19 protein-coding genes are annotated in these 20,885 nt (G+C 72.2%); 7 read left to right on the forward strand and 12 right to left on the reverse strand.

What is annotated here, in order from left to right:
* Positions 1-6: 6 nt before the first annotated feature.
* The 6 genes from HKK74_RS05755 to valS all read right to left on the reverse strand — a co-directional run bounded on the left by HKK74_RS05755 (position 7) and on the right by valS (position 7,833).
* Positions 7-2,556, reverse strand: a complete 2,550-nt coding sequence (locus HKK74_RS05755) for a sensor histidine kinase (RefSeq protein ID WP_187242030.1) — start codon at positions 2,554-2,556, stop codon at positions 7-9.
* A 101-nt stretch (positions 2,557-2,657) separates the two neighbouring features.
* On the reverse strand, positions 2,658-3,434 hold the full coding sequence (locus tag HKK74_RS05760; protein WP_187242031.1) for a DUF3710 domain-containing protein: 777 nt from the start codon (positions 3,432-3,434) through the stop codon (positions 2,658-2,660).
* Between the two features lie 3 nt (positions 3,435-3,437).
* A complete protein-coding gene (gene dut / locus HKK74_RS05765; protein WP_187242032.1) occupies positions 3,438-3,920 on the reverse strand; it encodes a dUTP diphosphatase in 483 nt (160 codons plus the stop codon).
* The gene (locus HKK74_RS05770; RefSeq protein WP_312881278.1) at positions 3,917-4,195 is read right to left on the reverse strand and encodes a hotdog domain-containing protein; all 279 of its coding nucleotides are present in this window, start codon (positions 4,193-4,195) and stop codon (positions 3,917-3,919) included. Before HKK74_RS05770 ends, dut begins: the two co-directional genes overlap by 4 nt.
* A 112-nt stretch (positions 4,196-4,307) precedes the next feature.
* Complete coding sequence (locus HKK74_RS05775; RefSeq protein ID WP_222721929.1) at positions 4,308-5,120, reverse strand: hypothetical protein; 813 nt, start codon at positions 5,118-5,120, stop codon at positions 4,308-4,310.
* Between the two features lie 130 nt (positions 5,121-5,250).
* On the reverse strand, positions 5,251-7,833 hold the full coding sequence (valS, locus tag HKK74_RS05780) for a valine--tRNA ligase (protein WP_187242033.1): 2,583 nt from the start codon (positions 7,831-7,833) through the stop codon (positions 5,251-5,253).
* A 191-nt stretch (positions 7,834-8,024) separates the two neighbouring features.
* Here valS and HKK74_RS05785 point away from each other — a divergent pair, with 191 nt between their 5' ends.
* A complete protein-coding gene (locus tag HKK74_RS05785; RefSeq protein WP_187242034.1) occupies positions 8,025-8,309 on the forward strand; it encodes a DUF4235 domain-containing protein in 285 nt (94 codons plus the stop codon).
* Between the two features lie 86 nt (positions 8,310-8,395).
* On the opposite strand, the gene HKK74_RS05790 is transcribed toward HKK74_RS05785, so the two are convergent.
* Together HKK74_RS05790 and HKK74_RS05795 are read right to left on the reverse strand one after the other, a co-directional pair.
* Entirely contained in the window at positions 8,396-9,199 is an 804-nt protein-coding gene (locus HKK74_RS05790; protein ID WP_312881279.1) for a hypothetical protein, read from the reverse strand.
* 12 nt (positions 9,200-9,211) lie between these two features.
* Complete coding sequence (locus HKK74_RS05795; protein WP_103937232.1) at positions 9,212-9,508, reverse strand: DUF4193 domain-containing protein; 297 nt, start codon at positions 9,506-9,508, stop codon at positions 9,212-9,214.
* A gap of 427 nt (positions 9,509-9,935) precedes the next feature.
* Between HKK74_RS05795 and HKK74_RS05800 the strand changes: the two genes are divergently transcribed.
* Entirely contained in the window at positions 9,936-11,579 is a 1,644-nt protein-coding gene (locus tag HKK74_RS05800) for a serine/threonine-protein kinase (RefSeq protein ID WP_187242035.1), read from the forward strand.
* Here HKK74_RS05800 and HKK74_RS05805 read toward each other — a convergent pair whose 3' ends face one another.
* Together HKK74_RS05805 and HKK74_RS05810 are read right to left on the reverse strand one after the other, a co-directional pair.
* Positions 11,580-12,893, reverse strand: a complete 1,314-nt coding sequence (locus HKK74_RS05805) for a sensor histidine kinase (RefSeq protein ID WP_187242036.1) — start codon at positions 12,891-12,893, stop codon at positions 11,580-11,582.
* Between the two features lie 14 nt (positions 12,894-12,907).
* Positions 12,908-13,561: a response regulator transcription factor gene (locus tag HKK74_RS05810; protein WP_187242037.1), complete on the reverse strand. Its 654-nt coding sequence runs from the start codon at positions 13,559-13,561 to the stop codon at positions 12,908-12,910.
* Between the two features lie 215 nt (positions 13,562-13,776).
* Here HKK74_RS05810 and HKK74_RS05815 point away from each other — a divergent pair, with 215 nt between their 5' ends.
* Positions 13,777-13,986: a hypothetical protein gene (locus HKK74_RS05815; RefSeq protein WP_187242038.1), complete on the forward strand. Its 210-nt coding sequence runs from the start codon at positions 13,777-13,779 to the stop codon at positions 13,984-13,986.
* 62 nt (positions 13,987-14,048) lie between these two features.
* Here the strand turns inward: HKK74_RS05815 and HKK74_RS05820 are convergent, their stop codons facing one another.
* Together HKK74_RS05820 and HKK74_RS05825 are read right to left on the reverse strand one after the other, a co-directional pair.
* Positions 14,049-15,371, reverse strand: coding sequence for a D-arabinono-1,4-lactone oxidase (locus HKK74_RS05820; protein WP_187242039.1), 1,323 nt, complete (start codon positions 15,369-15,371; stop codon positions 14,049-14,051).
* Positions 15,372-15,442: 71 nt separating this feature from the next.
* A complete protein-coding gene (locus HKK74_RS05825; RefSeq protein ID WP_246491258.1) occupies positions 15,443-15,610 on the reverse strand; it encodes a hypothetical protein in 168 nt (55 codons plus the stop codon).
* 104 nt (positions 15,611-15,714) lie between these two features.
* On the opposite strand from HKK74_RS05825, the gene HKK74_RS05830 reads away from it, so the two are divergent.
* From HKK74_RS05830 to sepH, 4 genes are all read left to right on the forward strand, one after another.
* Positions 15,715-16,926, forward strand: coding sequence for a lytic transglycosylase domain-containing protein (locus HKK74_RS05830; protein WP_246491259.1), 1,212 nt, complete (start codon positions 15,715-15,717; stop codon positions 16,924-16,926).
* Between the two features lie 114 nt (positions 16,927-17,040).
* On the forward strand, positions 17,041-17,958 hold the full coding sequence (locus HKK74_RS05835; protein WP_187242040.1) for a ferrochelatase: 918 nt from the start codon (positions 17,041-17,043) through the stop codon (positions 17,956-17,958).
* Positions 17,959-18,020: 62 nt separating this feature from the next.
* Positions 18,021-18,848, forward strand: coding sequence for an inositol monophosphatase family protein (locus HKK74_RS05840; protein WP_187242041.1), 828 nt, complete (start codon positions 18,021-18,023; stop codon positions 18,846-18,848).
* Between the two features lie 334 nt (positions 18,849-19,182).
* Positions 19,183-20,838 (forward strand): septation protein SepH, encoded by a 1,656-nt coding sequence (sepH, locus tag HKK74_RS05845; RefSeq protein ID WP_187242042.1) that lies wholly within the window; start codon positions 19,183-19,185, stop codon positions 20,836-20,838.
* The last annotated feature ends 47 nt before the right edge of the window (positions 20,839-20,885 follow it).

Consider the following 20,885-nt stretch of genomic DNA (forward strand, 5'->3'; position numbering starts at 1 on the left):
ACCGGCTCATCCGCCCGCCTCGGACATCGGCAGCGAGAACACCATGGTGAGCCCTCCACCAGGGGTGTCCTCGGCGGTGAGCGTGCCGCCGACGGCCTCGGTGAAGCCGCGCGCCACCGCGAGGCCCAGCCCGACGCCCGTCCGCCCCCCGGTCCGGTCCCGGCAGGTGTGGCCGAGCCGCTGGAACGGGATGAAGATCTTTTCTTTGTCGCCGTCCGGCACACCCGGCCCCCGGTCGACGACCCTCAGCTCGACCCGGCTCGGCCGGTCGCCCGTTCCCGTGCGCGGGTTGCCGAAGCGGGCCTCGCTCGCGGTCACGAGCACCGGCGCCGGGCTGTGCCGCACGGCGTTCTCCAGGACATTGGCCACGGCCCGCTCGAGCAGCCCCGGATCGACGTCGACGCGGGGCAGCGTCTCGGGAACGTCGAACTCGACCCGGCCCTCGGGGACGCCGACCAGCGCGCCGGAGACGATCTCGTCGAGACCGACCGGCCGGGGCAGCACGGCGACCGTGCCCGTCTGCAGCCGCGTCATGTCGAGCAGGTCGGCGATGAGACCGTCCAGCCGGTCGGCCGACTCCTCGATCGCCGCGAGCAGCTCGGCCCGGTCCGCCGGATCCAGGTCCACGTCGGTCTGGCGGAGGCTGCCGACACTCACCTTGATCGACGAGAGCGGGTTCCTCAGGTCGTGCGACACCGCGGCCAGCAGCGCGGTGCGGACCTTGTCGGCCTCGGCGAGCCGCCGCGCCCGCCCGGCCTCCGCCGCCAGCCGCTCGCGTTCGAGCGCCGCGGCGGCCTGATGCGCGAAGGCCGACAGCACCCTCCGGTCGGACGCCGGCAGCACCCGTCCGCGCAGCGCGAGGACCAGATCGTCGCTGACCGGCACCCGCGTGTCCGACTCCTCCGGCCGGGCGCACGGCGACGCCCCGGCCGAGCCGGCGCGGCGCCAGCCGCCGGCGTCGCGTTCCAGCAGTGCCACCGAGGTCAGCCCGAAGGTCACGCGGACCTGCTCCAGCAGCGCGGGGAGGGTGTGCTCGCCCCGCAGCACGTTGGTGGCGAGCATGCTGAGCGCGCCCGCCTCGACCTGGGACCGGCCGGCCTCGCGGCGGCGCTGGGCGGCCAGGTGGACGACGGTCGACACCGCCACCGCCACGACCACCGAGACCGCCAGCGCGAAGGCGTTGGCCGGCTCGGCGATGGTGAGGGTGTGCTCGGGCGGGGTGAAGTACCAGTTGGCGAGCAGGCTGCCGGCCACGGCGGCGACCAGCGCCGGCCACAGCCCGCCCACCAGGGCGACCAGCACGGTGAGGGCGAGGAACATCAGCAGCTCGGAGGCGAGCCCGATGTGCGCGTGGAACAGGTTGAGCGCCAGCGCGAGCCCCGCCGGGCCGAGGAGGGCCAGCGTCCAGCCGGCCGCCCGGCGGCGGCGGCTCAGTACCCTCATCCCCGTCCCCGCCCAGCGCAGGCCGGCCTTGCCGGTGTGCCCGTGGGTGACCATGTGCACGTCGATGTCCCCCGACCGGTCGATGACCGTACGGCCGACGCCCGGTTCGAGAACGTACCGCCATGCGGGGCGCCGGCTGGTGCCGAGCACGATCTGGGTGGCGTTGACGCTCCGGGCGAAGTCCAGCAGCGCCGTCGGCACGTCGTCGCCGATCACCTGGTGATAGCTGCCGCCCAGGCTCTCGACGAGTGCCCGCTGCCGGGCCAGCGCCTGCGCCGAGCCGGTGGTCAGGTCCTCGCCGCGGGCGACGTTGACGGCCACGAAGTCGCCCTGGCTCAGCCGGGCGGCGACCCTGGCGGCCCTGCGGATCAGGGTGCCGCCCTCCTCGCCGCCGGTGAGGCCGACCACGACCCGCTCCCGCGTCTCCCAGGTCTCGGTGATGCCGTGCTCGTCACGGTAGCGGGCGAGGCCCGCGTCGACCCGGTCGGCCACCCACAGCAGCGCCAGCTCCCGCAGGGCGGTGAGATTGCCGACCCGGAAATAATGCGACAACGCAACATCGATCTTGTCCGGCCCGTAGATGTTGCCGTGCGCCATCCGCTTGCGCAGGGCCTCGGGCGACATGTCGACGAGCTCGAGCTGGTCGGCTCGCCGGACCACCTCGTCCGGCACCGTCTCGCGCTGCCGGACCCCGGTGATGCGCTCGACCACATCGTTGATCGACTCCAGGTGCTGGATGTTCAGCGTGGAGATGACGTCGAGGCCGGCGTCGAGCAGCTCGTCGATGTCCTGCCACCGCTTGGTGTTGCGGGCCCCGGGGACGTTGGTGTGGGCCAGCTCGTCGATCAGCACGACCGCAGGACGGCGCCGCAGGACGGCGTCGACGTCCATCTCGGTGAACCGTGCGCCCCGGTACTCGATCACCTGCCGGTCGACGACCTCGAGGCCCTCGACCTGCTCGGCGGTCCTCACCCGGCCATGCGTCTCGACGAAGCCGACGACCACGTCGGTGCCGCGCCCGCGCCTGCGATGCCCTTCGCCGAGCATGGCGTAGGTCTTCCCCACCCCGGGCGCGGCACCGAGGTAGATCCGCAGCGTGCCCCGTGCGCCCATGCCTCACTCACCCCCACGCGATCACGCGGCCGGGGAAGCGACGGTCCCGCCGTGGCCACACGCGTACGGAACGCCGACAGGCGACGGCGGGACGAGAACGCTCAGCGGACTTCGGTGATCTCCGGGCCCCGCTCGAACGGGTTGAACCCGTCGTCCTCATCGCCCTGCTGCGCGAGGGCCTCCTGCGCCTCCTCGGGCAGCGTCAGCTCGAGCAGCTCTCGCGGCGGCATCGGCTGGTCGCCGCGGAGCACCACGACATTGCGGAAGACGTCCTCGAGGACCTGCCACTGCTCCTCGTCCTCGACCGCGGCACCGCTGACCACGCCGCGCAGGAACCAGCGGGGGCCGTCGACGCCGATGAAGCGCACCGGCTGCCAGGCGAAGCCCTGCTCGCGGATCTCGTCCGGTACCTGGTCCTTGACCTCGTCGGGGATCTGGACGGGCACCATGGCCCGCAACTCGGTGCCGAACGGCCCTTCGGCGTCCTCGGCCTGGCCGCCGGCCTCGGTGATCTCGGCGCCGGTCTCGCGCCGCACCTCGTCCCAGATGCCGCTGCGCTTGGGGGCGGCGAACGCCTGCAGCTGCAGCCCGCTCTCCCCGTGCACCACGGTGATGGCGACCAGGCGGCCGCCGATGGGGTTCCCCTCGGCGTCGGCCTCGGTCGCCTCTACGTTGACCTGGACCTCAAGGCTCGGACCGATCGGCACCTGCACGGCGCCGAAATCGATGCGCTCGAGCTCGGGGAAGGAGTCCTCCGCGTCCCACGGTCCGCCGTCGGAACCGGTCTCCACGGCGTCATCCACGGCGGCGTCCGTCTCCTCGTCGGTCAGCTCGAGATCGTTCTTGGGCTCCTCGCCCTGACCACGACGTCGAAACACGACTCACGCTCCTTCGCTGCTGTCCTCGTAGTCACCACCGGCGTACCCGCCGGTGGATCCGAATCCGCCCACTCCCCGGGCCGATCCAGGGAGCGCCGTGACCTCGTGGAACACGGCCCGTCCCACCCGCTGAACGACCATCTGCGCGATCCGGTCACCGCGCTTGAGCCGTACGGTGTGGCGGGCGTCCGTGTTCAGCAGGGTCACCTTGATCTCGCCGCGATATCCGGCGTCGACCGTGCCCGGAGCATTGACGATCGTCACTCCCAACTTAGCGCTCAATCCCGACCTCGGGTGAATGAAGGCGGCGTAGCCGTCGGGCAGCGCGATCGCCACCCCGGTCGGGACGACGGCGCGCTCACCGGGGGGCAGCTCGACGTCCTCGGCCGCGACCAGGTCGGCCCCCGCGTCGCCGGGGTGAGCGTAGGAGGGCAGCGGCAGGTCACCGTCGATCCGCTGGACGAGTACATCGATCTTGTCGTTCAAGGTTCACCTCGTGGTCGGGGGTCAGGCCCGCCACTCCGTCGCCGTGCCCGGCGAAGTGCTCGATCGGCACCTCGACGAACAGTGCGGCGCCGCGCACGGCCACCGGGCCCTCCGGGCCTGCCCAGACGCGCCTCGGCCCCGAGATGGGCCTTGCGGCCGCTGACCCCGGAGCACCGGGCCCGGATGTGCAACGTCGCCCCCACCGGTACGGGCCGCAGGTGGTCGGTCTCCAGCCGGCCCGTGACGTACGGCTTGCGGAGCAGCCACACGACCATACCGAGCGCCTCGTCGATCGCGGTCGCAAGCGCGCCGCCGTGGGCGAGTCCCGGCGCCCCTGATGCACGTCACGGCGTGACCCTACCCGTTCGGGCGAAACGTCCCGTGCCGTCACCCCGTGCGGACACCGGTGACGGCGAATCGTTCGACCTCGGCGACATGGCCGCCCGTGGTGACCACGACGGTGAGGACCGAGTCGCGGGCGCCCTGGAACGGCACCTTCGCCGACCAGCGCCCCGGAGATCCCCCGGCGGGCACGCAGCAGAACACGCCGATCGGCGCGGCCGACGACCGCTGGTGCACGGCCACCCGCAGGCTCTCGTCGACCCCGGTGATCGATCCGCCGACGGTGACCGGTGAGTCCCCGACCGTGGCGCCGTAGGAGGGGGAGGTGAGCGAGAGCTCCTTGTCGTCGGTGCCGACGACCTCCCACGGCGCGTCCGCGCCGTCGCCGATCCGGACGAGGTGGATCACCGCCGCGGTTCCAATGCCCTCCGGACTGCGATAACCCACGCCGATGTGGGCCTCTCCGTCGGTGACCGCACGGCGCGTCACCCGGTCGACGCCCTTGAGCCCGAGGTAGCGCGCGAACGCGAGCGCGGTCTCGTCGGCGCTCAGGTGCCACGGGGCGTGACCACCGGATCGATAGCTCCGCTGCCAGGCCCTCGCCTCGTCCACGGAGCCGAACGGCCACAACGGCTGATGCCCCTCCAGCCCGTACGACCGCCCGCTCCCGGCCGACGGTGAAGCCGGCAGCGACGTCTGTGACGACGGCGACGCGATCGCGCCCGCCGGGGTCTCACCTCGGGCCGCGCAGGCCGAGGTGACCAGAGCAAAAAGGGTGAACAGGGCGAAAACGACGAGCGCGGGAGCGCCACTCCTCCGCCGCGTCGCGTTCAAGCCACCGGCCCGCGGTCGTTCCATCGCTCCTCGCCACCCTTCGGACGCGCACACCCCCACCTTGCGGTCGTACCCGGTGGAAGGCGGGTGGAACTCCGCGGCGCGGGGAACTCCCACGGCCTGGACCACCGCGGCGCTGGAGGCGGGGCGGCGATCACCGCCCGGCGAGCGCGACACCGACCGTGAGCTCCCGGCCCTCGGCACCGTCGAGGCTCAGCTCCGCGATCCGGCCGGCGGCGCGAAGATCGTCGGCGGCGAGGGCCGCCTTCGCCGCCGCCTCACCGCGCACGACCGCGCGCTCGACCTCGGCCCGCATCGAGACCTTGGCCTCGGACTTGGCCCTGCGGACCTGCTGGAGCACCTGTGCGGCGGCGCCCAGCACCTCGGGGTCACCGCCCTCGGGGAGCTCGTCGCGGGCCGGCCAGGGCGCCGTGTGCACCGATCCCTCCCGCCACCACGACCAGACCTCCTCGGTGACGAATGGCAGGAACGGCGCGAACAGCCGCAGGACCACCGACAGGGCCAGGCGCAGCGCCGCCCGCGCGGAGTCGGCGTCCCCGCCGGCAGCGGCGTCGGGGCCGTCCTCGGCTCCGTAGGCCCGCGCCTTGACCAGTTCCAGATAGTCGTCGCACAGGTCCCAGAAGAACCGCTCGGTCCGCTCCAGCGCCCGGGTGTGGTCGTAGGCCTCGAAGGCGGCCGTGGCGTCGTCGACCACCTCGGCCAGCGTCGCCAGCATGGCCAGATCGACGGGCGCCGTGATCACGTCCATTGCCTGGGACGCCCCCACCGCGGGCTCGCCCAGGCCGAGGACGAACTTCGCCGCGTTAAGGATCTTGATGGCGAGGCGGCGGCCGACCTTGATCTGTCCGGTGTCGAAGGCCGTGTCGGTGCCGAGACGCCCGCCGGCCGCCCAGTAGCGGAAGCCGTCGGTGCCGTACTCCCGCAGCAGGCCCATCGGGGTGACGACGTTGCCCTTGGACTTCGACATCTTCTTGCGGTCGGGGTCGAGGATCCAGCCGGACATCGCGGTGCGTGCCCAGGGCAGGCGGCCGTGCTCCTGGTGCGCCCGAACGACGGTCGAGAACAGCCAGGTACGGATGATGTCGTGCGCCTGCGGCCGCAGGTCGAAGGGGAACACCCGGGCGAAGAGATCCGGGTCGCGCTCCCAGCCGCCGGCGATCTGCGGGGTCAGCGACGAGGTCGCCCACGTGTCCATGACGTCGGGATCGCCGGCGAAGCCACCGGGCTTGCCGCGCTGGTCCTCGGCCCATCCGGGCGGTGCGTCGGTGGACGGGTCGACCGGCAGCATGGCCTCGTCGGGCACGATCGGCTGATCGTAGAGCGGCTCGCAGTCGGCGTCGAGGCGGTACCAGACCGGGATCGGGATGCCGAAGAACCGCTGCCGGGAGATCAGCCAGTCGCCGGCGAGGCCCTCGACCCAGTTCTCGTACCGAGCCCGCATGTGGTCCGGGTACCAGGCCAGCTCGCGGCCTCGGGCCAGCAGTCGGTCGCGCAGCGCGGCGTCCCTGCCGCCGTTGCGGATGTACCACTGCCGGGTCGTGATGATCTCGAGCGGCTTGGTGCCCCGCTCGTAGAACTTCACCGGCCGGACGGTCGGGCTCGGCTCGCCGTCCAGATCACCGGACTCGCGCAGCAGTTCGACGATCCGCTCTCGCGCGGAGTGCGCCGTCCGGCCCGCGAGCTCGGCGAATGCCTCTCGGGCGGCGGCGGAGTCGAGCCCCGGAGGCGGGGAGGCCGTGACGCGGCCCGCGGTGTCCATGACCGCCCGGGTCGGCAGGTCGAGTTCCCGCCACCAGATCACGTCGGTGAGATCGCCGAACGTGCAGATCATCGCGATGCCCGAGCCCTTGTCCGGCTCGGCGAGGCGATGCGCCACGACCGGCACCTCGACTCCGAACAGCGGCGTGCGCACGGTTTGCCCGAACAGCTCCCGGTACCGCTCGTCGTCCGGATGCGCCACCAGGGCGACGCACGCCGGGATCAGCTCCGGGCGGGTCGTCTCGATGTGCACCGGGCCGGCCGGCCCCTGGAAGGCGATGCGGTGGTAGGCACCCGGATGATCACGGTCCTCCAGTTCCGCCTGGGCGACCGCGGTGCGGAAGGTGACGTCCCACAGGGTGGGCGCCTCCGAGACGTAGGCCTCGCCGCGCGCCAGGTTGCGCAGGAACGCGCGCTGCGAGGCCGCGCGGGACTCATCGCCGATCGTGGTGTAGAGGAGCCCCCAGTCCACGGAGAGCCCGACCCTGCGCCAGACCTCCTCGAACGCCTTCTCGTCGATGTCGGTGAGCCGGTGGCAGAGCTCGACGAAGTTCCGGCGGCTCACCGGGATCTGGCGCTTCGGATCGGGGCGCTCGGGCGGTTCGAAGGCGGGGTCGTAGGGCAGCGAGGGGTCGCAGCGGACCCCGAAGTAGTTCTGCGCGCGGCGCTCGGTGGGCAGGCCGTTGTCGTCCCACCCCATCGGGTAGAAGACCGTCCGGCCGCGCATCCGCTGGAACCGCGCCACGGTGTCGGTCTGGGTGTAGGAGAACACGTGCCCGACGTGCAGCGAGCCGCTGACCGTGGGCGGCGGTGTGTCGATGGAGTACACCTGCGCCCGCGGCTTCGTGCGGTCGAACCGGTAGGTGCCCTCGTCGTCCCAGACCCGTACCCACTTGTCCTCCAGGCCGTCGAGCGAGGGCTTCTGGGGGACGGACGGGCTTCGCGGCTGTTCGGTCATGGATCCAATGGTATTGACAACGCGGTGTCCGCGTGCTCATTAAACGGTCACCGCGGCTTCGAGCCGGCCGGGCCCGTCGCGGTCCGCGAGAGGAGCGGCGCCCTGGTCCTTTCGATACGGTCGGGTCTGAGCGTACGCCCCCGCCGGAAGGCGGAGGGCGCAGGCAGGTGCGGACCGACTGGAGGACCACGATGGCGGACAAGGGTGAGATCGGCTGGCGGGTCATGGCCGGCGCCGCAGCCCTGGCGAGCGGCTGGGCGGCGCGCAAGGTCATCACCGCCGGATGGAAGAAGACCACCGGCAAGGAGCCCCCGACGAACCCGGAGTCGCCCGAGGTCGGGCTGGGCGAGGCGCTCGGCTGGGCCGTCGTCATGGGCGTGGGGATGGAGGTCTCGCGGCTCCTCGCCACCCGCGCGGCCGCCAAGCGCTGGGAGCGCGGCACCGGCCAGCTCCCGTCGATCTTCCGCGACGCCTGACCCGCGACACGACCGGCCGCGGGTGCCGTGCGGTGTGGTGCGGCCCCGCGGGCTCCGGCGCCCGGCCTGCCAGGGCGCCCGGCCCGCTAGTCCGCCGGGCCGAGCCGGGGTCGCTCGGCGAGCCCGATCGGCGGGCCGACGTGCCGGCGCAGATCCTTGCGAACGGACTCGGCGAGCCGCTTGGTGAAGGTCCGGTTGAGCGTCCCGCCGGCGATCGCGCCGGTGAGGAAGGGGCCCAGGGTCGTCAGATGACGCCCGAGCATGCGAAGCAGGCGCCTGCGCAGCGCCTGCTTCGCGGCCGTCCCGAGCGCGACCGTCATGCCGCCCGTCATCGGGTTGACCCCACGCTGTTTGGCCCAGGACGTGAGGAACACCGCGGCCCGGGACGAGCCGCCGCCGGGGACCTGTATCCCGTACACCTCGTGCAGCTCGGCGATCAGCTTGACCTCGATCGCCGCGACCACGAGCGTCTCGGCGACCAGCTGTGCGGGAACGGAGAGCAGCAAGGGGGGTGCCACGAACTCCACTGCCGCCAGCGCCCCGCCCGCCGCACCCACGGCGGTAGTGCCGTTGGCGGCCACCCGGACCAGGTCGTCGGCCAGTTGCTCACCCAGGTGACCGTTGTGATGCGCGCGCAACGTCTCGAGGTCCCGCACCGGGATGCGCGGTGCCACGTACGCGAACATGTCGCTCAGCCAGCGGCCGCCCGCCACTCCCGTCACCCCGGCCCGGCGGGCGCTGGCGCTGAGCAGACGCGTGAGCCGCCCGAGCAGGCGGCCGCGCGTCTCCTTGTCCATGTCCTCGTCAGCGGACAACCGGCCGATCAGCTCGCCGATCTCGGCGTCGAGCGCTGACTCCGGTGCGCCCTCGCGCTCGATGTCACCTGACACGGGAACTCCTGCTCAGGCGGCGCATTCGCGGCAGATGGGCTGCCCCTTACGTTCCTCGGCGAGCTGGCTGCGGTGGTGCACCAGGAAGCAACGTGAGCAGGTGAACTCATCGGCCTGCCGCGGCACCACGCGGAAGGTGAGCTCCTCGTTCGACAGGTCCGCACCGGGCAACTCGGCGACCTCACCGGCGTCCAGGTCCTCGTCGATGATGCTCGCGGCCTTGTCGGCACGACGCGCCTGAAGCTCCTGCAGGCTGTCCTCGCTGAGGTCGTCGTCTGTCTTGCGTGGGCTGTCGTAGTCCGTAGCCATTTTCTATCTCCATCCCCCTCGGTCGTTTATGCGCCCCGTCGCGCGGATCTAACGCTCGAGATGCTGTTCTTGTGCCCGATCCGGGCGGGAAATTTTGTCACGGGTCGTGACCCCCGACACACAAGGTGCGACTGACCACACAGGTGACACCCATCACCTCGATCAATCGCCTTCATGTGTCGCATGTCACATACCCAACTCGATAAAAGCGGAGTTGATCATGCCTGTCCGCTTCGAACACCCTGTCCCTGGGGTGCCGCAGCGGCGGGATCATACCCTTCCCGGAGCCAGGCTGCGCGCACGACGTCCACCTGAGAACCAAATGAGCACACGGTGAACCGTCTACTTCCCTGAAACGTCGTATGTAACGCGATAATGTGCCCGCCGAACGGGTGGGCACACACTGCGGGTCGCTGGAGGGGTCACATTGCCGGATGCCGCTCCCCTGGAGCCGGGCGATCCGGCGTCGCTGGGGCATTATGAGGTAGTCGGACGGCTCGGTGCGGGCGGTCAGGGCGCGGTCTACCTCGGCCGGACGCCGGGGAACGAGTACGTCGCCATCAAGCTGCTGCACGCGCAGATGTCCACCGACCCGGCGGCGCGGGCCCGTTTCATCCGTGAGGCGTCCGCGGCGCAGCGGGTGGCGCCCTTCTGCACCGCGCGAGTGCTCGAGTCGGACGTGTACGGCGATCAGCCGTACATCGTCAGCGAGTTCATCGACGGCCCTTCGCTGCACGACGTCGTCGCCCAGGAGGGGCCGTTCGACCGGCAGGACCTCGACCGGCTGGCCATCGGGACGGTGACCGCGCTCGCCGCGATCCACGAGGCCGGCATCGTGCACCGGGACTTCAAGCCCAACAACGTGCTTCTCGCGGGCGACGGACCGCGCGTGGTCGACTTCGGCATCGCCCGGACGGTCAACTCCCAGGAGAGCATGGTCACCGCCACCGGGATGGTGGTCGGCACGCCCGGCTATCTCGCCCCCGAGCAGCTCTCCGGGGCGCCGCTCATGCCGGCCGTGGACATCTTCGCCTGGGCCGCCACCATGGTGTTCGCCGCCACCGGGGAGTCGCCCTTCGATGCCGGCTCGCTGCCGGTGGTCATCAATCGGATCCTGCACGACGACCCCGACCTCTCCGCGCTGCACGAGCCGCTACGGGACGTCGTGGGCCGCTGCCTGTCCAAGGACCCGGCGCTGCGCCCGCCGTCGCACCAGTTGCTGCTGCAGCTGCTGGGGAACGCCGGAGCCGCACCCGGCCCGGCGCCCGCCCGTGAGGACCTGCTCGACCAGGGCACCCGGATCGCGGCCCAGATGCCCGCTCCGCCGCCCATCGCGCCGGTCGCGCCGCCACCGCCGCCGATCACCCCGAACCCGCCGCTGGCCATGCCCGGGCCCATGACCCCGCCGCCCATGCCGATGTACCAGGGCCCGGTCACACCGCCGCCGATCGCGATGCACCAGGGTCCGATGACCCGGCCGCCGATGCAGCAGCGGCCCATGCAGCCGCTGTACCCGCCCCACCCACCGAGCAAGTCCGGCACCTCCGGCCCCCTCATCGCCGGAGTCGGATGCGTCGTGATGGCGCTGCTGGTCATCCTGGTCGTCGCCCTCGTCGTCGCCTTGGACACGGACTCACCGTCGACGCGCGAGACCAGCGAGCCGTACAGCTACACGCCGTACAGCTATACACCCTTCAGTTACACGCCCTCGACGACCCGCCTGCACGCCAACTTCGGCGGCACGTGGGAGGGCCGCGGCTACCAGTCCCTGAGCGGGACGGGCTCGACGGGCTCGCCGTGGGACTGGGACATCACGTTGAACCTGATCTCCAACGGCCTCTCCGGGCGGATCGAGTACGCGAACTCCAGGTGCTCCGGCATCACGATCGTGCAGTCGTCGACTCCCTCGAAGGCCGTGCTCAGGGACACGATCACGAGCAACGGCGGGGGCTGCTACACGACCGGTTACGTGACGCTGTACCACCAGACGAGCACCACCCTGAGGTTCGAGTGGCGCAGGTACAGCGCCGCGGGCACGCCGTGGGCCAGCGGCGTCCTGCGGAAGCAGTGATCACAGGGCCAGCGGCACCCGCGCGGTGACGATGAGACCTCCGCCCGGCCGGGGCGTCGCGTAGACGGTGCCCCGGTGCGCGCGTACGACCGAGCGCACGATCGACAGGCCGAGCCCGGCCCCCTTGGCCGACTCGATCCGGTCGGTGTGCAGGCGGCGGAACGGCTCGAAGAGCCGGTCGACCTCGTAGGCGGGCACGACCGGCCCGGTGTTCTCGACCTGGCAGGCGGCGAAGCCGTCGAGCACGCCGGTCCGCACGAAGACCTCGCCGTTCTCCACGTTGTGCTTGATCGCATTGTCGACCAGGTTGGACACCAGGTGCTCCAGCAGCACCGGATCGCCCATGGCCCGGCCCTCCGTGAGCTCGGTGTGCACGGTCACCTCGGGCCCGTCTGTGCGCTTGCCGAGCGTCTCGAGCACCTTGGCCGCCACCTCCGCGAGATCGGCCGGCGACCAGCTGGTCAGCTCACGCTCACTGCGGGCCAGCAGCAGCAACCCCTCGATCAGCCGCTCGTGCCTGGCGTTGGTGGCCAGCAGCGTACGGCCCACCGCCTTGAGATCCTCGGAGGCCTCCGGATCACCGAGCGCCACCTCCAGCAGCGTCCGGTTGATGGCCAGCGGCGTGCGGAGCTCGTGCGAGGCGTTGGCGACGAACCGCCGCTGGGAGTCGAAGGCCTGGCCGAGCCGTTCGAGCATCGCGTCGAAGGTGTCGGCCAGCTCCTTGATCTCGTCCTCCGGGCCCTCGAGGGCGATCCGCTCGTGCAGCGTGCTCTCGGACAGCTGGCGCGCCGTCGTGGTCATCTTCTGCAGCGGCGCGAGCGCCCTGTCGGCGACGAAGTACCCGAGCACGAGCGCGATGACGCCCACCCCCGCGAGCGCCAGCAGCGACCGGCCGATCAGCTGCCGCATCGTCTGCTGGATGAACTCCTGGCGGAGGTGCTCCAGCTGCTCGCTGGTCGCCACGCCGTACACCCCGACGTCGATGTTGCTGAGGATGTCGGCGACCAGCAGGTAGGTCACGATCAGCAGCATCCCGCCCGCGAGGAAGAACAGCAGCCCGTACAGGAGCGTCAGCCGGAGCCGGACGCTGACCCGCCCGGGCAGGGCGTGCAGATCGGCCAGGAACGCGCCCCGGGTACGCCCCGGGGGCGGCGGGGTCGCCCGGCCGGTGCCCGGCGGGGCCCCGGCGGGAGGCCCGCCCGGCGGGAGGCCGCCTTGCGAGGAGCCGCCTTGCGAGGGGCCGCCTTGCGGGGGCCCGCCTGGTTTGGGCCCGGCCGCCGCCTCGTTGGGCTCCGGTGCCGGTGGCACGTTCATCGCCCGCTCCCGGGTCACAGCCGGTACCCCACTCCGGACACGGTCTCGATCACGGGGGGATCACCCAGCTTCTTGCGCAGTGTCATCATCGTGACCCGCACCACGTTGGTGAACGGGTCGATGTGCTCGTCCCACGCCTTCTCCAGCAGCTGCTCGGAGCTGACCACCGCGCCCTCGGCGCGCAGCAGCACCTCGAGCACGGCGAACTCCTTGCGGGTGAGCTCGACCGGCCGCCCGTCGCGGAGCACCTCACGGCGGGCCGGATCGAGCTCTACCCCGGACCGCTCGAGCACCGGAGGCAGGGGCGTGGCGGCGCGGCGGCCCAGCGCGCGCACCCGGGCGACCAGTTCGGCGAACGCGAACGGCTTGGCCAGGTAGTCGTCGGCCCCGATGGACAGGCCCTCGACCCTGTCGTTCAGCTCCCCGGCCGCGGTGAGCATCAGGATCCGGGCCGGATAACGCTCCCCCACCAGTTGCCTGCACACATCGTCACCGTGCACCTTCGGCAGGTCACGGTCCAGCACGATCACGTCGTACTCGTTGACATTGGTCCGCTCCAGCGCGCCGCCACCGTCGTAGGCGACATCCACCGCCAGCGCCTCCCGGCGCAGGCCCGTAGCGATCGCATCGGCGAGCACCCGCTCGTCCTCGACGACTAGAACTCGCACCCGGATCTCTCCTCCCCCGAAATCCTCGGCACCGGCGCGCTGGACCGGCTCATCTGTTATGCCAGGACGCCCGTAAGTCCTCCGTAAGCCCCACCGGGACATGGGACGGCGCGGGCGGTTCCGGACGTCGTGTCACGCCCGGACGGTTCATGCGCGTTCCAGGTTTACCACCGGTCAGGACATGGGTAGGGAGCGCGGAACCAGGAAGGAAGGCCATGGGCGAGCTCTCTCACATGATCGAACAGCGGTTGAACGACGCCTACGAGTCGCTGCGCACCGCCCACGCCGACGGCGATCTCTCCCTCGTCGACGCGCGGCAGGCCGAGATCGAGGATCTTTACCGCATCGCCGCGGTGCACGGCATCGAGCCGTCCCGGTGCGAGCGACCCGGTGCGGCCGACCGGGTGGCCGGCCCCGGCCGGTGAGCGCCGGGTGACGACAGTGCCAGGGCACCGAGGGAATCAGGCGCCGGCTCTCCGGCCGGCCGCTAAGCGCCGAAGACCTGGGTCAGATAGCGGTTGGCGAACCGGCGGTCCGGGTCGAGCTCGTCGCGCAGCCTGAGGAAGTCGTCGAATCGCGGATAGACGGTCCGCAGGTAGGCGGCGTCACGGGTGTGCAGCTTGCCCCAGTGCGGCCGGCCGCCGAGTTCGGTCATGATCTCCTCGACCGCCCGGAAGTACTCCCCGTGCGGCACGGCGTGGTAGACGTGCACGGCGATGAAGGCCGTCGGCCGGTCGTAGGCCATCGACAGCCAGGCGTCCTCCGCGGGCAGCAGCCGGACCTCGATCGGGAAGCCGATCCGCCAGTCCTTGCGGGCGAACAGCGCCCGCAGTGAGTGCAGCGCCGAACCCAGCTCCTCACGCGGGACGGCGTACTCCTGCTCCTTGAAGCGGACCCGCCTGGGGCTGGTGAAGACCTTGTACGACAGGTCGGTGTAGGTGCGGGCGCCGAGCGCCCTGGTGGAGATCGCGTTGACGGTGGGGACGATGGCGGGCACGCGGCGGCCGAGGCGGTTGACGCCGCCGAAGACCACATTGGACAGCAGTTCGTCGTCCAGCAGGCGCCGCCACGTCGGCAGCCGCCCGGGCTCACGCGCGGCGGGCCCGGCGACGCGGTTGTTCCGCTTGGTCAGGCAGCCCTCGGTGTGCGGGAACCAGTAGAACTCGAAGTGCTCGTTGGCCGCCGCGAGCTCGTCGAGCCGCTCCAGGACCTCGTCCCACCGCATCGGCTCCTCGCGAGCGCGCAGCAGGAAGGCCGGGACGGTCCGCCAGGTGATCGCCGTGACCACGCCGAGGGCGCCGAGGCCGGCCCGGGCCGCGTCGAACAGGTCGGACCGCCGGTCCCGGGAACACGTCACCACGCCGCCGTCGGCGAGCACGAGCTCCAGCTCGGCGATCTGCGAGACCAGTCCCGCGGCGTCGCGCCCGGTGCCGTGCGTGCCGGTCTGCGCGGCGCCCGCGACGGTCTGCTCCTGGATGTCGCCCATGTTCGCGAGCGCCAGCCGGTGCTCGGTGAGCACCCGGTTGAGATCGCGCAGGGGAAGGCCCGCCTCGACCGTGACGAGACCGCCGGCGGTGTCGATGGAGCGCACGCGGGTGAGCCCGCCAGGTCGCAACTGCACGCCGTCGGCGACGGCTGCGCCGGTAAAGGAGTGGCCGGAACCGACCATCCGCACGGTGAGCCCGTCGTCGGCCGCCGCGAGCACGGCGGCCGCCACGTCCTCGGTGGACCGGGGCACGAGCACCCTACGGGGCGTGGCCCGCTGATTACCTGCCCAGTTGTGCCAGGTTCGGCCTCCTACGGGGGACATGCCAGCACTGTACTGGGGAGTAGCTCAGAACTTAGGAAGAACATTTAGGAAGAACATTCACGTCCGAGCGCTCACATCGCCGACACCGCTCCGGCGGTACCGTACGAACCGGTGACCGCGGACACGAGAAGGACGATCCCGATGCCGACCATGGACATCGACATGCGCCCGACGAAGGCCGCCGCGACGAAGATCCGGGCGCCGGGAACAATGAAGAGCTCCCGGTACGGATTGCCCACGTTTCCCCCCGTCCGATGCGATTCGCCATGATCACGCCACCTGGCCCGGACGACTGGTCCGCCCAGGTCATCGGCCGTCGCAGCGAGATTCCTTGGAGATCGTCTTGACGCGTTCGACCCGTTTCCCGGACGGCTCCATGGTCCGCCGCGGGACGGCACGCGCCGTCCTCGGCCTCGCGCTGACGTGCGCCGTGACGCTGACCGGGGGCGTGGTCGCCGCCCTGACGAGCGACCGGTCCACCGGCGCGCGGGACGGCTCCGGGGCCGCCCCCGGCACACCGGCGGGCGCGGGAGGCCCGGCCGCGCCGGGAAGCCCCGAAGCGACCGAGCCCGGCTCGGCGGGAGGCGTGACGAACATCTCCGAGGGCGAGGTGGCCGCGTTCAAGCGCGCGGTGCCGCCGGATCTGCTGGCCGTCGCCGGCACCTCCATCGGGCCGGCCGCGACCCGCGAGATCACCAGGCTGCGCCAGGTCCGGGAGGCCATCGTCGTCGGAGGCGGAGCCGTTCGGCTGGGCGGCCGGAAGGTCAACGCGTTCGCCGTGGAACCGTCCCGCTTCCGGTCCTGGACCCCGCCTGGCACCGCCAAGCGCCAGGACCTGTGGGCGGCGCTGGCGGCGGACCGGTTCGTCGTCTCCGAGTCGGCGGCGCGCACGCTCAAGCTCCGCAACGGTGATACGTACCCGATCGCGGCGAAGACCGCCCCGCAGATCACGATGGGTGGTTCCGGCGCACTGGGCCTGCCGGGCGTCGACCTGCTGGTCGACCAGCGGACCGGGCACCGGATCGGCCTCGTGCCCGATCTGGCCATCATGGTGAGCGCGCCGGGAGCCGACCTCGGCGCGTTGTCGAAGCGCGTTCGCGCCATCCTCGGCGACGGCGGCGTCCAGGTGATCAACCTGCGCGAAAGCCGCCGGCAGGCGACAGGAGGCGGCGGGCGCCCGGTCGGTTATCTGGATCTCTACCGCCAGGCCGCCAAGAGCTGCCCCGGGCTGTCGTGGACCGTCCTCGCCGCCATCGGTCAGATCGAGAGCGCCCACGGCCGCAACGCCGGCCGGTCCAGCGCGGGGGCGCTCGGGCCCATGCAGTTCATGCCCGCCACCTGGCGGGCCTACGGCGTCGACGGCGACGGCGACCGCAGGGCCGACATCATGAACCCCTACGACGCCGTTCCCTCGGCCGCCAAATACCTGTGCGCCAGCGGGGCCGGCCGCGGCGGGCAGTCCCTCTACGACGCGGTGTTCGCCTACAACCACGCGCATTGGTACGTACGCGATGTGCTGGAACTGGCGAAGGCCTACGCCAGGCAGTACTCCTAAAGCCGCGTCCTCGAGTCGCAAGCGGTCGCGAGTGGCGGATGGTCCGGCGGCTCATGCGACCGCCCGGCTCCCGGGCTCCGCAGCACGGCCGCGGGGTCCTGGTTGGATGGGAAGATGACCGCTTACGACGCGCTGCTGCTCGTCTCCTTCGGAGGGCCGGAGGGGCCCGACGAGGTGATGCCCTTCCTCGAGAACGTCACCCGCGGCCGGAACGTCCCGCGAGCCCGGCTCGAGAGCGTCGCCGAGCACTACCACCTGTTCGGCGGGGTGAGCCCGATCAACCGGCAGTGCCGCGAGCTCAAGGCCGCGATCGAGGCGGACCTCGCCGGCCACGGCGTGGAGCTCCCGGTCTACTGGGGCAACCGCAACTGGGAGCCGTACCTCGCCGACACGGTGCGGCGGATGAGGGACGACGGGATCCGCCGGGCGGCCGCCTTCGTGACGTCGGCCTACAGCGGGTACTCCTGCTCCGACCAGTACGTCGAGGACATCGAACGGGCCCGCCAGGAGGTCGACGGCGCACCCCTGATCGACAAGCTGCCCGTGTACTGCCTGCGGCCCGAGTTCGTCGAGCCGCTCGCCGAGAGCGCCCGCGAGGCCCTCGACCAGGTGCCCTCGGGCGCCCACCTGGTGTTCACGGCGCACAGCGTGCCGCTCGCGCAGCCCGGCCGGGCCGACTATGTCGCCGAGCTGAACCAGGTGGCGGCGGCCGTACGTGACCGTGTCGCCCCGGACACCCCCTGGGCCCTGGTCTACCAGAGCCGCAGCGGCCCGCCGAGCCAGCCGTGGCTGGAGCCGGACGTCCGCGACCACCTGGAAGAACTGCACAAGGCGGGTGTTCCCGGCGCGGCCGTCGTGCCGATCGGGTTCGTCTCCGACCACATGGAGGTCAAGTTCGACCTCGACGTCGAGGCGGCACAGCGCGCCGCCGAACTCGGGCTGCCGTTCGCGCGGGCGGCCACCCCCGGCACCCATCCGCGCTTCGTGACCCTCCCCCGGCGGCTGCTGCGGGCCGCCCAGGACGCGGAGTGATCTCCCGCCGACGCGGGTCGTAGGGTGATCCCTGCGGCAGGATCGAACGGGGGAATGTGATCATGGACGTTGACCGGCTGTGCGAACTGGCCGTGGCGACGGCCCACGAGGCCGGCTCGATGCTGGCCGAGGAGCGGGCGGGCGGCGGGCCCGAGGTCGTACAGACCAAGTCCAGCCCGACCGACATCGTCACCCAGATGGACCGGGCCGCCGAGCGGCTCATCGTCGATCGCATCCGGGCCGAGCGGCCGGGCGACGGGTTCCTCGGCGAGGAGGGCGGCGCCCATGAGGGCAGCACCGGGGTCCGCTGGGTGATCGACCCGATCGACGGCACGGTCAACTACCTGTACGACCTGCCCGACTGGGCGGTCAGCATCGCTGCGCAGATCGACGGCGAGACGGTGGTGGGCGTGGTCGACATCCCCCGCCGCGGCGAGACCTACGTCGCCGTACGCGGTCAGGGCGCCCGGTTGCGCGCGGCCGAGCCCGGGGTCTCGCCCGACCCGGAGGCACGCACGCCGAGGGTCAACACCGGCGTCCCGCTGAACCGGGCGCTCGTCGGGACCGGATTCGGCTACGGCGCCGACCGCCGCGCCCACCAGGCCGGCGTGCTCACCGGGGTGCTGCCCCGGGTACGCGACATCCGGCGCTCGGGATCCTGTTGCGTCGACATGTGCTCGGTGGCCGCCGGGCGGCTCGACGCGTACTACGAACGCGGCGTGCAGGCGTGGGACATCGCCGCCGGAACGCTCATCGTCGAAGAGGCGGGCGGCCGCGTCGGCGGGCTGCGCGGGGCTGCCCCCGGTCCCGAACTCACGATCGCCGCGGCTCCCGGGCTCTTCGAGGAGCTGCACGATCTTCTCCTGCCGCTCGACCCGGCCCGCGACTGAGCCTCCCCTCGCGGCACGGTGTGGAAAAGGATCCACAAGAATCGGCCAGGCTGGCCCCACCAGGTGCTTGGGGACGGCAAGCTGTCCAGGAAACGGACGCTCCCGAGGCCAGGCGGGCCTTGAGAGCGGCGATGTTCGGACATGCCGGGTACGGTGCTGGAAGCAGGCGCGCCTGGCAGAGACACTCGAGAAACCGGGGGAAGGGCACGCATGCGCCCTGGACGAGAGTCGGACGGTCCTGGCCGTCGCGAGCACCGCCGAGGCGGGCTCGTGCAGGACGGGCACGGTTCGGCGCTTTCCAGTGCCGTCGTAGGACAGGGCAGGAAGGACACGCATGCAGGAGCTGCGCCTCGTCGCGGTCAGCGAGGACGGATCGTACCTCGTGCTTGCCACTGCGGGGCGAGGCACCCGGTTCACCCTGCCCGTCGACGACAGGCTCCGTGCCGCAGTACGTGGGCACTTCTCCCGCCTCGGCCAGTTCGAGATCGAAGTGGAGAGTCCCTTGCGCCCCAAGGAGATCCAGGCACGCATCCGCGCCGGCGAGACGGCAGACGAGATCGCCGAGTCCGCGGGCATCCCGGTTGAACGCGTCCGCTGGTTCGAGGGCCCAGTGCTGCAGGAACGCGAGTACATGGCACAGCAGGCCCAGCGGGTCGCCGTACGGCGCCCCGGTGAGTCGGCCCCCGGCCCGCCGCTCGGCGAGATGGTCGAGGAGCGCCTCGGCCGGCGCGGCATCGACCTCGAGGACGTCGAGTGGGACTCGTGGAAGTGCGAGGACAGCACCTGGCGGGTGCGCCTGTCGTTCTTCGACGACGGCCGCCCCTACACGGCGGAATGGGGCTTCGACCCGCGACGGCGGCACGTGTCACCGCATGACGAGGAGGCCGCCCAGCTGTCCTCGCTGGTCCTCGACGAGCCGGTCGCCGACACCGTCACGCCGCTGATGCCGCGACGCCCCGCGATGAAGGTCGTCTCCGACCCGCTCGGCGCATCGCCGGAGCCGCGGCACGACCGCGTCCGCCGCGAGTACATCGTCGAGCGCGGCCGGATGGTCACACAGCCCGAGCCGGTGGCACCGCCGGAGCAGGAGCCGCGGGCGGAGCCGTACGAGTTCGCCGAGTCCGGGTCCGGGCGCTTCCCCGCGGCACCCCGCCACGTGGAGCCGGACCCCGAGTCCGCGACCGGGTCCGCGCCGGAGCGACGCGCTGAGCCGGCGGCCGGCGAGGCCGAGGTTCCGGCCCCGTCGCGCGCCGAACCGTCGCACGCCGAACCGTCGCACGCCGAACCCTCGCGCACCGAACCCTCGCGCGCGGAACGGTCGCGCGCGGAACGGCCGATGGAACCGTCGCGCGAGCCGTCCGGCGCCGGGTCGGACGCGCCTGAGACCTCGGCCGAGCCCGCGGCGGCCTCGCGACGCGACCTCACCGAGCCGAAGGCACCCGCGCCGCGGCCCGCCGCGCACCGCGAGCCCGAGCAGTCCCCGGAGCCGGCGCGCGAGGCGGACCGGCCGCGACCGAAGCGGGCGGCGGAACCTCGAGAGGCCGCCGCGCGGACCCGAGAGCAGCCCGCCGAACCCCGCACCGGCGAGTCCCGTACCGACGAGCCCCGTACCAGCGAGCCCCGTACGAGCGAGCCCCGTACCGGCGAGCCCCGCGGCACCGAGCGCCGCACCGCCGCGGCCCGCGCGGACGAGCAGCGCACCGGCGACGAGGCCGAGGCCGGCAAGGGCCGGGCTCAGAAGCCCGCGGGAAAGCCCGCGGCCAAGCCCGCCCCGAGGCCGGAGCGGCCTCGCCGTCAGGAGCCGGCCGAGCCGGCACCCGACCAGGTCGCGGCCCAGGTCAAGGAGCCCGCGGCGGTCACGGGCGACAAGACCCCGGTGTCCGCGCCGCCCGCTCCGCCGCAGCGGCCCCGCCGCAAGTCGGCACGCGGCAAGCGCGCCTCGGTCCCGTCCTGGGACGAGATCATGTTCGGGGCCCGCCGCCCCGACTGACGGGACCTGCGGCGGGCCGCCGGCGGCGGCCGGCGCGGCTTCGGTGG

The organism is Actinomadura alba, assembly GCF_014323705.1.
GTDB lineage: Bacteria > Actinomycetota > Actinomycetes > Streptosporangiales > Streptosporangiaceae > Actinomadura_C > Actinomadura_C alba.

Excerpts from the sequence above, each read along its gene's own strand:
- HKK74_RS05755 (WP_187242030.1), bottom strand. The coding sequence starts at position 2,556 with ATGGGCGCACGGGGCACGCTGCGGATCTACCTCGGTGCCGCGCCCGGG.
- HKK74_RS05770 (WP_312881278.1), bottom strand. The coding sequence starts at position 4,195 with ATGGTCGTGTGGCTGCTCCGCAAGCCGTACGTCACGGGCCGGCTGGAG.
- HKK74_RS05775 (WP_222721929.1), bottom strand. The coding sequence starts at position 5,120 with ATGGAACGACCGCGGGCCGGTGGCTTGAACGCGACGCGGCGGAGGAGT.
- valS (WP_187242033.1), bottom strand. The coding sequence starts at position 7,833 with ATGACCGAACAGCCGCGAAGCCCGTCCGTCCCCCAGAAGCCCTCGCTC.
- HKK74_RS05785 (WP_187242034.1), top strand. The coding sequence starts at position 8,025 with ATGGCGGACAAGGGTGAGATCGGCTGGCGGGTCATGGCCGGCGCCGCA.
- HKK74_RS05795 (WP_103937232.1), bottom strand. The coding sequence starts at position 9,508 with ATGGCTACGGACTACGACAGCCCACGCAAGACAGACGACGACCTCAGC.
- HKK74_RS05805 (WP_187242036.1), bottom strand. The coding sequence starts at position 12,893 with ATGAACGTGCCACCGGCACCGGAGCCCAACGAGGCGGCGGCCGGGCCC.
- HKK74_RS05815 (WP_187242038.1), top strand. The coding sequence starts at position 13,777 with ATGGGCGAGCTCTCTCACATGATCGAACAGCGGTTGAACGACGCCTAC.
- HKK74_RS05820 (WP_187242039.1), bottom strand. The coding sequence starts at position 15,371 with ATGTCCCCCGTAGGAGGCCGAACCTGGCACAACTGGGCAGGTAATCAG.
- HKK74_RS05835 (WP_187242040.1), top strand. The coding sequence starts at position 17,041 with ATGACCGCTTACGACGCGCTGCTGCTCGTCTCCTTCGGAGGGCCGGAG.
- HKK74_RS05840 (WP_187242041.1), top strand. The coding sequence starts at position 18,021 with ATGGACGTTGACCGGCTGTGCGAACTGGCCGTGGCGACGGCCCACGAG.
- sepH (WP_187242042.1), top strand. The coding sequence starts at position 19,183 with ATGCAGGAGCTGCGCCTCGTCGCGGTCAGCGAGGACGGATCGTACCTC.